Genomic DNA, 9,420 nt, shown 5'->3' with positions numbered 1-9,420 from the left:
TGATGCCGCGCTGGAACAGGCGCAGGTGGAACGGCGCGCAGCGGTCGGAGTCGTAGGTCTCGTAGAAGCTGACGATGTAGTCCGGGTCGTCGCCGGTCGCGGTGCCCAGGAACAGCACTCGCGGTTTCGGTTTCCCGGTCAGGCCCAGGATGAAATCGTGCAGCGGGTCGCCGCGCCGATCCATCATCGCCCGGCCCGCGCCGGTGGCTACCACGTGACCGACCATGAAAACGCCCCTCTCCGAAGGAGATCAGCAAACATGTCGGTTCAGATGGTAGCCACCGGATTTCCGTCTAGTTGTCAGCCAGACCGACGATGTCGAGCACCCACGCGTACTCGAAGGCGACTTCCTTCCACTTCTCGTAGCGGCCGCTGACCCCGCCGTGACCGGAGGTCATATCCGTCTTCAACAGCAGCTGCGAATCACCGGACTTGGTGGCACGCAACTTCGCCACCCACTTCGCGGGCTCCACGTAGATCACCCGGGTGTCATTGAGCCCGGTGATGGCCAGGATGGCCGGATAGTCCTTGGCCTCGACATTCTCGTAGGGGGCGTAGGACTTCATGTACTCGTACACCTCCTTGTCCGCCAAGGGATTACCCCACTCGTCCCACTCGGTGATGGTGAGCGGCAGGGACGGATCCAGGATCGAGGTGAGCGGATCCACGAAGGGCACATTGGCGAGAATGCCCGCGAACAGTTCGGGGGCCATGTTCGCCACCGCGCCCATCAGCAAGCCACCGGCGCTGCCGCCGTCGGCCACGATGCGCCCGGCCGCCGTCACCCCGATGTCCGCCAGATGCCTTGCGAAGGAGATGAAATCGGAGAAGGTGTTCTTCTTGGTGAGCGTCTTGCCGTGCTCGTACCAGAGCCTCCCCATCTCACCGCCGCCCCGCACGTGGGCGACCGCGTACACCATGCCGCGATCCATCAGCGAGAGCCGGGCCACCGAGAAGTACGGATCGAGCGGGGCCTCGTAGGAGCCGTAGCCGTACAGCAGCAACGGCTTCGGGCCCGCCGGGGCGTCCTTGCGCATCACCAGCGAGATCGGCACCCGGGTGCCGTCCGCGGCGACCGCCCAATCCCGTTGCTGCACATAGTCGTCGGCGTTGTAGCCGCCGAGCACCACCTGCTCCTTGCGCAGGATCAGCTCACCGGTCTCGGGGACGAAGTCGAAGTAGCGGAACGGGGTGATGTAGGAGGTGACGCCGATCCGGAGCATCGGCTGTTCCCACTCCGGGTTGCTGGCCAGCCCGGCCGAGAAGAGCGACAGGTCGAATTCGATGTCGCGCAGCTCACCCAGACCGTCGGAGGTCAACGGCCACACCGCGACTCGCGGCAGCGCCTCGCGCCGGTAGCTCAGCACCAGCTTGTCCGCGAACGCGTCGATGTCCTCGAGCCGCACGTCGTCGCGGTGCGGGATCAGGGTGGTCATGGCGGCGGGATCGTCGAGCGGGGCGACGGCCAGCACGAAGTTGACCGCCTTCACGCCGTCCACCACGTCGTTGTGCAGGATGAGCAGCTTGTCCTCGCCGCCGATGACGGCGTGCTCGGCCCCGTACTCCACCCCCTCCCGGCGCGGGAGCAGCACCCGGAACTCACCCTCGGGATTGTCGGCCTCCAGGATCCGGCCCTCGCTGGTGATCTTGGAAGAGGTCCAGACGACCAGGTACTTCTCCGAGCGGGTCGAGCCGACGCCGCACGAGAAGGCCTCGTCCTGCTCGTGGAAGACCAGCACGTCGTCGCGCCGGTCGGTGCCCAGCCGGTGCCGCCACACCTTGTCGGAACGCCAGGCGTCGTCCACGGTCTGATAGAAGAGGTGCGTGCCGTCCAGCGACCAGGTCGCGCCGGAAGCGATGCCGGGGATCTCGTCGGGCAGCAGCTCGCCGGTGCGAAGATCCTTGACGCGCAGCGTGTATCGCTCATCTCCGGTGGTGTCGACCGAGAAGGCCAGCAGATCGCCCGACTGGGTGACCGAGGACGCGCCCAGGCTGATGAACTCGTGGCCCTCGGCCAGCTCGTTCATGTCCAGCAGCACTTCCTCGCCCGGGATCTCGACATCGACCTCGAGCACGGGCGGGGTCCAGTCGTCCTCGGCCGCGATCGGGCAGCGGCAGGAAACGCCGTACTGCTTGCCCTCGTAGCTGCGCGAGTAGTACCAGTACCGGCCCATGCGGGTCGGCAGCGACAGGTCGGTTTCCTGTGTACGCCCCTTGATCTCCTCGAAGATCTTCTCGCGCAGCGGGGCCAGCTGGGCGGTCTGCGCCTCGGTATAGGCGTTCTCCGCCTCCAAATACGCGATGACCTCGGGATTCTCCTTCTCCCGCAGCCACTCGTACTCGTCGACGAAGACATCGCCGTGGTGCACGCGCTCCTTCGGCACCCGCTTGGCGATCGGCGCCACCACCGCGCCGCTTACTGAGGTCGCGCTCCCACTGTCCAAAGCCATGGGCACCACGTTAGTAGCGCCGCCCCGCCGCTGGTCCCCGACCCGGCGGTGCGGAAACTCGCGGCGCCGGGTGGGCTCGCGAACGGCCGCGTGATCGTCAGAGCGCGCGGCGCTGCCGGGACCCGTTGTCGTACCGGTGGTGCTCGTAGAGGTAGTAGATGGCGGACTTGCGCCGGGCACACTTGTCGGTCGGGCAACTTCGGTGGATCCGCAGGATGCTGTGGGCCAGCTCCACCGTGAACCGTTCCGGCACCGTCTCACAACTGTCGGAGATGGGAGCTGCCCGCTGTGGCGAGCCTCCCCCGTCCGACGACCATGGCGTGCGCACCGCTTCCTCCTTCCGTCGACAGAAGATGGAATATCCGATCCGAACCCCTCACAAACCCTGGCATTATGAGTGCGATCTACATCACCGACCAGTACTCGCTGGTGCCGCACAGGGGAGGCCGACAGTGGAAGCGAAAAACCGCGCAATCGACGCCGATGCGGTATGGCGGCGCGGCGACGAAGACGCCGACGGCGTCGAAATCGCCTTTCTGGCCAGTGGAAACATCGGATTGCGGGACTCCCGCAATCCCGATGGGCCGGTCCTGATTTTCACCCCGGGCGAGTGGGAAGCCTTCGTCGCCGGGGCCAAGGACGGCGAATTCAACCGGCCCGGAGCCTGATACGGATGAGCCCGGCTCGATTCGAGCCGGGCTCCCCGGAATTCGTATACGGGGCTGAATGCCCGCCCTCACGCGCCAAGCGCGCCGCCGATGGTCGGCCAGGATTCGTGCAGCGTGTCCTGCCAGTACGACCAGGAGTGCGTGCCCACCGGCGAGTGCTCCACCCGCGCCGGAATGTTCAGCCCGCGCAGCCGCTGCTCGAACGCGGTGACGCAGGCGTCCACGCCGAATTCGATGGGCCCGCCGAAGAAGATGTTCTCCGGCAGCTGCGGCTTGATCTCCAGCTCGTGCGGCCCGGGAATGCCGGTGCCGGTGGACAGGAAGATGGTCTTGCCGCGCAGCGCCTCGGTCAGCACCGCCGGATTGTGCTGCTGCCAGGCCGGATCCGCGGGGCCGCCCCACATATTGAGCGGATTGCCGCCGCGATTGGCGATGGAGAACGCCATCGCGCCCTGGGCGATGGTGGTGTCCGGGCAGGCGCTGTAGCCCGCCACCGCGCGATACAGCTCCGGATGCCGCACCGCCAGCACGAAGGCCGCGATGCCGCCCATGGACAGGCCGCCGATGGCGTTCACTCCGTTACCGGCGAAATAGCCGTCGATGATGGGCGGAAGTTCTTGTGTCAGAAAGGTTTCCCACCGGTAGCGGCCGAACCGCGGATCGTCCGACGCCCAGTCGGTGTAGTAGCTGGCCTGGCCGCCCATGGGCAGCACCACGTTCACGTTCTTGCCCCGGAAGAAGGGTTCGGCGTCGGTGGCATTGGTCCAGGTGCTCTGGGTCGCGCCGGGGTCCAGGCCGTCGAGCAGGTAGTAGCTCGGACGGTCGCCGCCGCCGGCCGGATGTAGCACCTGGACCTGAATGGTGCGGCCCATGGCCGCGGAGTCGATGAAGATCGCCGAGCGGGTGGCGCTCAGCTGATCGACGCGGACCACCTGGCCCGCGTGCGCGATTGCCGGTGACGCGGCCACCGGGTACAGCAAACCAGCAGCGATTGCCAAAACAGCTGCGGCAACGAACCTTTTACGCACGCCCCACCTCCATCAAGCCCACCAAGATCCCGGTCAAAAGTAACTCGAGTGGCTGCTGTGACGCGGAGGAATCACCTATGGCGTGTCCTTGGCAAACCAGACGGTTCGCATATGGTAATGCGTCCCGGCTATGAATCCGCGGCAATTCGGGTCAACGCGCCACGGATCGATCCGGCCAGATAATCCAGGTCCGCGCGCGGCGGCGTGGTCGGCCGCGCCCGCAGCCCGAACCCGTCACCCGGCGTGCGCGGAATCACGTGCAGGTGCACATGGAACACCTCCTGCCCCGCCGTCACCCCGGCGGCCAGGAAGAAGTTCACGCCGTCGCAGCCCACCTCCGACTCCCGCAGCCCGGCCGCGATCCGCTGCCCCACCTGAAACAGCTTGCCGCCCAACACCGGATCCAGCTCCGCCAGACTCCGCGCCGGAGACTTCGGAACCACCAGCACATGCCCGGGCGTCACCGGCCGGATATCCATGAACGCCAGGCAATCCTCGTCCTCGTACACCTTCGACGCCGGCGCCCGCCCGGCGATGATGTCGGAGAAGATCGTGTAAGGATTCATGCCCGCAGCCTAGAGACCGGCCCCCGGCTCCACTCGGGAGCCGGGGGCCGGAATCGAGAGTCGTTGTCTCGCTACAGAATCGGGGACGGGGTGTAGCGCGCCGCCGCCGGGTTGGCGTCCACCAGCTTCTGCACCTGGGCGATCACATCGGCGACCTGGGCCTCGGCCGCGCCGACGAAGGCCGACCGATCCGCCAGCGCGGCATCCAGCGCCGCACGGTCCAGCGGCATCCGGTCGTCCGCGGCCAGACGGTCCAGCAGGTCGGGCTCGCGGCCCTGCTCGCGCATGGCCAGCGCCACCGCCACCGCGTGCTCCTTGATGACCTCGTGCGCGGTCTCGCGGCCCACGCCCGCGCGCACGGCCGCCATCAGCATGCGGGTGGTGGCCAGGAACGGCAGGTAGCGGTTGAGCTCCCGCTCGACCACGGCCGGGTAGGCGCCGAACTCGGCCAGCACGGTCAGGAAGGTCTCCATCATGCCGTCGATGGCGAAGAAGGCGTCCGGCAGCGCGACCCGGCGCACCACCGAGCAGAACACGTCACCCTCGTTCCACTGCGCGCCGGCCAGCTCGGCCGCCATGGAGGCGTAGCCGCGCAGCACCACCTGCAGGCCGTTGACGCGCTCGCAGGAGCGGGTGTTCATCTTGTGCGGCATGGCCGAGGAGCCGACCTGGCCGGGCTGGAAGCCCTCGGTCACCAGCTCGTGGCCCGCCATCAGGCGAATGGTGTGCGCGAACGAGGACGGGCCCGCACCCACCTGCACCAGGGTGGAGAGCACGTCGTGGTCCAGCGAGCGCGGGTAGATCTGGCCGACGCTGGTGAAGACGTCGGCGAAGCCGAGATGCCCGGCCACCTTCTGCTCCAGCTGCGCCAGCTTGGCCGCGTCGCCGCCGAGCAGGTCCAGCATGTCCTGCGCGGTGCCCATCGGGCCCTTGATGCCGCGCAACGGGTATCGATCGATCAGCTCCCGCAGCCGGGTCAGCGCGATGAGCAATTCGTCTGCGGCCGAAGCGAATCGCTTGCCCAGCGTGGTGGCCTGCGCCGCCACATTGTGCGAGCGCCCCGCCATCACCAGCGTCTGATACTGCGCCGCCCGCTCCGCCAGCCGCGCCGCGATGGCAACGCCATGCGCGTACACGTGCTCGAGCGAGAGCCGGATCTGCAGCTGCTCCACATTCTCGGTGAGATCCCGAGAGGTCATCCCCTTGTGCACGTGCTCGTGCCCCGCGAGCGCGTTGAACTCCTCGATCCGGGCCTTCACATCGTGGCGGGTGACCCGCTCCCGCTCCGCGATCGACTTCAGATCCACCTGATCGATGACCCGCTCGTAGTCCTCGACCACCCCCGCCGGCACCTCGATCCCCAACTCCGCCTGCGCCCGCAACACCTCGAGCCACAGCCGCCGCTCGAGCACGATCTTGTTCTCGGGAGACCAGAGGTGAACCAACTGGGGGCTGGCATAGCGGGTGGCGAGGACGTTAGGCACAAGGGTCACGTTGTGCCAGTTTACCGGCCGTGTGCTGCGGCTTAAGCCGGTGGGGCGACGATGTCGATGATCTCGAGCAGGGCCCCGCGTGCCATGCGGCGGGGTTGCGGGTCGAGTTCACCGAGCGCGGTCACCACCGCCCCGTCGACCACCGCCACCAGACGGCGGGTTTGTTCGGTCCGCACCACCCGATCGGAGCGCCGCAGCACATCGGTGAGTAGCTCGTCGAGCTGAGCCCGTAGTCGTAGCTGCACTTCTCGTAGCTCCGGGTGGCGGGCCGAGGCGACCGAACGTTCGTAGCGGGCGATGAGCTGGCCGCGCGCGTCCCCGTCCGGAAGCTCCGGGCCCACCAGCAGATCCAGCACCAGCTCGACGGTCGCCTCGGTGCCGCGCCGGCGGTGCGTCACCTCGCCCACGCGGCGGCGCATGGCCTCCAATTCGGCATTGCCGGAGAACTCGACCGCGCGGGCGATCAGATCCTCCAGCGACTCGAAGTAGTAGGTGGTGGACGCGAGCGGCAGGTCCGCCCGGGTCGCCACCGAGCGGTGCCGGACCGCCTCGAAGCCACCCTCGAGCAGTAGCTCGGCGGCGGCACAAACCAGCGCTTGGCGACGCCGTTCGCCTTTCGGAGTCGTCGCAGTGGTCACGGTGCAATCGTGCCAGTCATCTTTGATGCTGTGTGCATTTTGCCCACCGCGTTCAATCCGCTTGGCAGATCAGGCCAAATACCGTTCCAACCGGTCGAGTGCCTCCTCGATGTCGGCGCCGGCTCCGGCGAACGAGAAGCGAACCGTGTGATGGCCGTTGCGGGTGTCGAAGTCGATACCCGGGGCCAGCGCCACCCCGGTGGCGTCGAGCACGTCGGTGCACCAGCGCATCGAATCATCGGTCAGGTGCGCGATATCCGCGTAGGCGTAGAACGCGCCGTCGGCGGGGGCCAGGTCGGTGATGCCGAGCTTGGGCAGACCCGCGAGCAGCAGCTGGCGATTCGCCGCATAGCGCTGAACATGACCGTCCAGTTCGGCTTTGGCCTCCGCGCCGAACGCGTGCACGGCCGCGAACTGGGAAATAGCCGGAGGGCACACGGTCATGTTGGAAGCCAGGCGCTGGAGTGCGGGTCGCAGAGATTCGGGTACCAGCATCCAGCCCAGCCGCCAGCCGGTCATGGAGAAATATTTCGACACCGAGCCGATGACGACCGACTCGCGCGAGGTCTCCCAGGCCGAGGAAGTCGGTTCGGTGTCGTCGTAGACGATGCCGTGATAGATCTCGTCCGAGATGAGCAGCGTCCCGTGGTCGTCACACCAGCGAGCCAGGGCCGCCAGCTCCTCCGGCGCGATCATGGTGCCGGTCGGATTGGCCGGACTGGCCACGATCAGCCCCGCGGGCGGCTCCGGCAGCGCCTCCAACATGGCCACGGTCGGCTGGAACCGGGTCTCCGGCCCGCAATCGAGCTCGACCACATTGCAGCCCAGCGCCGTCAGCGTGTTCCGGTAGGCCGGATACCCCGGCCGCGCCACCACCACCGTGTCGCCGAGATCGAACGCCGCCAGGAAGATCAGCGTGAACGCCCCGGACGAACCGGTGGTCACCACCACGTCATCGGCGTCCACCGTCACCCCGTAGGTGCTCCGGTGATGCTCCGCGATGGCCTCCCGCAGCGCCAGGATCCCGAATGTCTCGGTATATCCCAGCAATTCGCTGTCCATGGCCGCCCTGGTGGCCCGCAGCACCGCCGCCGGCGCGGGCGTGGACGGCTGCCCCGCCGCCAGCACCAGCACATCTCCGTGTGTCCGGGCCCGTTCAGCTGCTGCTTTCCAGACGTCCATCACGTAAAAAGGTGGAATGGTCGACCGGCGAGATTCGATACGCACCCGACAGACGGTAGAGCACCCGCTCCCCCGCCTGTCCGGGAACGGTCGTGCGAATGCCTGAGGAGGGCGCTGTGCAGGGGGGACCAGCAACCACCGGGAACACCCCGGAGGCAGACCCACACCCACCCGAACCCGCACCGGACCCCATCGGCCCAGTCGAACCCGGCCGAACCGAGAACGGATCCGGCCGCCGGACCAAGGGCACCGTCCTGAAGCGTCGCCGCGTTGTGGCGGTGCTGTCCCGCGCGAACGACGGCGACGGCACTCCGGCCGGCACCGATCCACCCGCGGACACGGATGCCGGGACGGTGGCCGGAGCGCCGAGGGGGCGGCGTGGCGGCGGGTTTCGGGAGACGGCGGGGAGTTATACGCCCGGGGTGCGGTCCCAGTTGCTTTCCGAGGACGAGCCGTCTCGAGTCCGGGAGGTCGCCGCACAGGCCGGACAGCATGTGATTCGTCTGGCCGAGCTGGGGATCGCTTGGTTGCGGGTGCACATCCCCGTGGTCCGGGATCGGGCGATCGAACTCTGGCGGCAGCGGCCGCGGTCGCGGGCGGAGGCCGAGGAGCTGTGGCGGCGGCAGTGGCCCGTCGCCCGGGCGTGGGGGATTCGGCATCGGGTGCTGATCGGCGGGGTGGTGGCGGTGCTGGTGTTCGCGAGCGCGGACGGGGCGCTGGGGTTGATTCCGACCGACGCGGCGGTGGGTCCCGGTGTGGCGGTACGGGTTCCGGTGCAGTATCCGCTGCAGGTGCAGGCCACGCCGGAGACCTCGAAGCGGTATCTGGATGCCATCAACAATGGTGAACACCTGCGCGAGCAGGCGGTGGTGTCGGCGGCCGCGGCGGCCACGCTGGAGCGGGCCAAGGCGGAGGCCGCGGCGGCGGTGGCCGGGCAGCCGCAGCCGTGGATGACGCCGTCGCCGGACAGCAGCCTGCCGCCGGGCTTCGTGATTCCGGGCGCGGGCGGCTACGCGTTGCCCGCGAAGGGGCTGTTCACCTCCGGATTCGGTGCGCGCTGGGGCACTTTCCACGCGGGCATCGATATCGCCGCGCCCCTGGGCTCACCGATCTACGCGGTCGCGGCGGGCACCGTCATCGACGCCGGCCCGGCGCAGGGCTTCGGCCTGTGGGTCCGCATCCGTCACGACGACGGCACCATCTCCGTCTACGGCCACATGTACGACTTCTCGGTCTCGGTAGGCGAACGCGTCCCCGCCGGCCTCCAAATCGCCCGCATCGGCAACCGCGGCGACTCCACCGGCCCCCACCTCCACTTCGAAATCATCGTCAACGGTCAGCACGTGGACCCCCAGCCCTGGCTGGCCCTACACGGCATCGTCATCGGCTAGTACT

At 68.1% G+C, this 9,420-nt stretch carries 10 protein-coding genes; 2 read left to right on the top strand and 8 right to left on the bottom strand.

What is annotated here, in order from left to right:
• From NS2_RS33985 to NS2_RS36515, 3 genes are all read right to left on the bottom strand, one after another.
• The coding region (locus NS2_RS33985) for a type 1 glutamine amidotransferase family protein (RefSeq protein WP_222594904.1) at nt 1–226 on the bottom strand (226 nt) is incomplete at its 3' end.
• A 67-nt stretch (nt 227–293) separates the two neighbouring features.
• The gene (locus NS2_RS33980) at nt 294–2,450 is read right to left on the bottom strand and encodes a S9 family peptidase (protein WP_147207422.1); all 2,157 of its coding nucleotides are present in this window, start codon (nt 2,448–2,450) and stop codon (nt 294–296) included.
• A 97-nt stretch (nt 2,451–2,547) separates the two neighbouring features.
• Complete coding sequence (locus NS2_RS36515) at nt 2,548–2,703, bottom strand: hypothetical protein (RefSeq protein WP_155239102.1); 156 nt, start codon at nt 2,701–2,703, stop codon at nt 2,548–2,550.
• 199 nt (nt 2,704–2,902) lie between these two features.
• Between NS2_RS36515 and NS2_RS33975 the strand changes: the two genes are divergently transcribed.
• Nucleotides 2,903–3,118 (top strand): DUF397 domain-containing protein, encoded by a 216-nt coding sequence (locus tag NS2_RS33975; RefSeq protein ID WP_033091406.1) that lies wholly within the window; start codon nt 2,903–2,905, stop codon nt 3,116–3,118.
• 68 nt (nt 3,119–3,186) lie between these two features.
• On the opposite strand, the gene NS2_RS33970 is transcribed toward NS2_RS33975, so the two are convergent.
• From NS2_RS33970 to NS2_RS33950, 5 genes are all read right to left on the bottom strand, one after another.
• A complete protein-coding gene (locus tag NS2_RS33970) occupies nt 3,187–4,146 on the bottom strand; it encodes an alpha/beta hydrolase (RefSeq protein ID WP_033091407.1) in 960 nt (319 codons plus the stop codon).
• Between the two features lie 128 nt (nt 4,147–4,274).
• On the bottom strand, nt 4,275–4,712 hold the full coding sequence (locus NS2_RS33965) for an HIT family protein (RefSeq protein ID WP_033091408.1): 438 nt from the start codon (nt 4,710–4,712) through the stop codon (nt 4,275–4,277).
• Between the two features lie 71 nt (nt 4,713–4,783).
• A complete protein-coding gene (purB, locus tag NS2_RS33960) occupies nt 4,784–6,205 on the bottom strand; it encodes an adenylosuccinate lyase (RefSeq protein WP_033091409.1) in 1,422 nt (473 codons plus the stop codon).
• Between the two features lie 32 nt (nt 6,206–6,237).
• Nucleotides 6,238–6,843: a TetR/AcrR family transcriptional regulator gene (locus NS2_RS33955; protein WP_033091410.1), complete on the bottom strand. Its 606-nt coding sequence runs from the start codon at nt 6,841–6,843 to the stop codon at nt 6,238–6,240.
• Between the two features lie 69 nt (nt 6,844–6,912).
• Nucleotides 6,913–8,070, bottom strand: a complete 1,158-nt coding sequence (locus NS2_RS33950) for a pyridoxal phosphate-dependent aminotransferase (RefSeq protein ID WP_033091411.1) — start codon at nt 8,068–8,070, stop codon at nt 6,913–6,915.
• A gap of 467 nt (nt 8,071–8,537) precedes the next feature.
• Between NS2_RS33950 and NS2_RS38125 the strand changes: the two genes are divergently transcribed.
• The gene (locus tag NS2_RS38125; RefSeq protein ID WP_435873335.1) at nt 8,538–9,416 is read left to right on the top strand and encodes a M23 family metallopeptidase; all 879 of its coding nucleotides are present in this window, start codon (nt 8,538–8,540) and stop codon (nt 9,414–9,416) included.
• Nucleotides 9,417–9,420 lie beyond the last annotated feature (4 nt).

It is taken from the genome of Nocardia seriolae NBRC 15557, from assembly GCF_007990715.1.
Lineage (GTDB): Bacteria > Actinomycetota > Actinomycetes > Mycobacteriales > Mycobacteriaceae > Nocardia > Nocardia seriolae.
The sequence above is the reverse complement of the archived record's forward strand: the minus strand, read 5'-3'. Positions and strand labels throughout refer to the sequence as shown.

What these genes read in the sequence shown, in the direction of transcription:
- NS2_RS33980 (WP_147207422.1), bottom strand. Translation starts at nt 2,450, where the DNA reads ATGGCTTTGGACAGTGGGAGCGCGACCTCAGTAAGCGGCGCGGTGGTG.
- NS2_RS33965 (WP_033091408.1), bottom strand. Translation starts at nt 4,712, where the DNA reads ATGAATCCTTACACGATCTTCTCCGACATCATCGCCGGGCGGGCGCCG.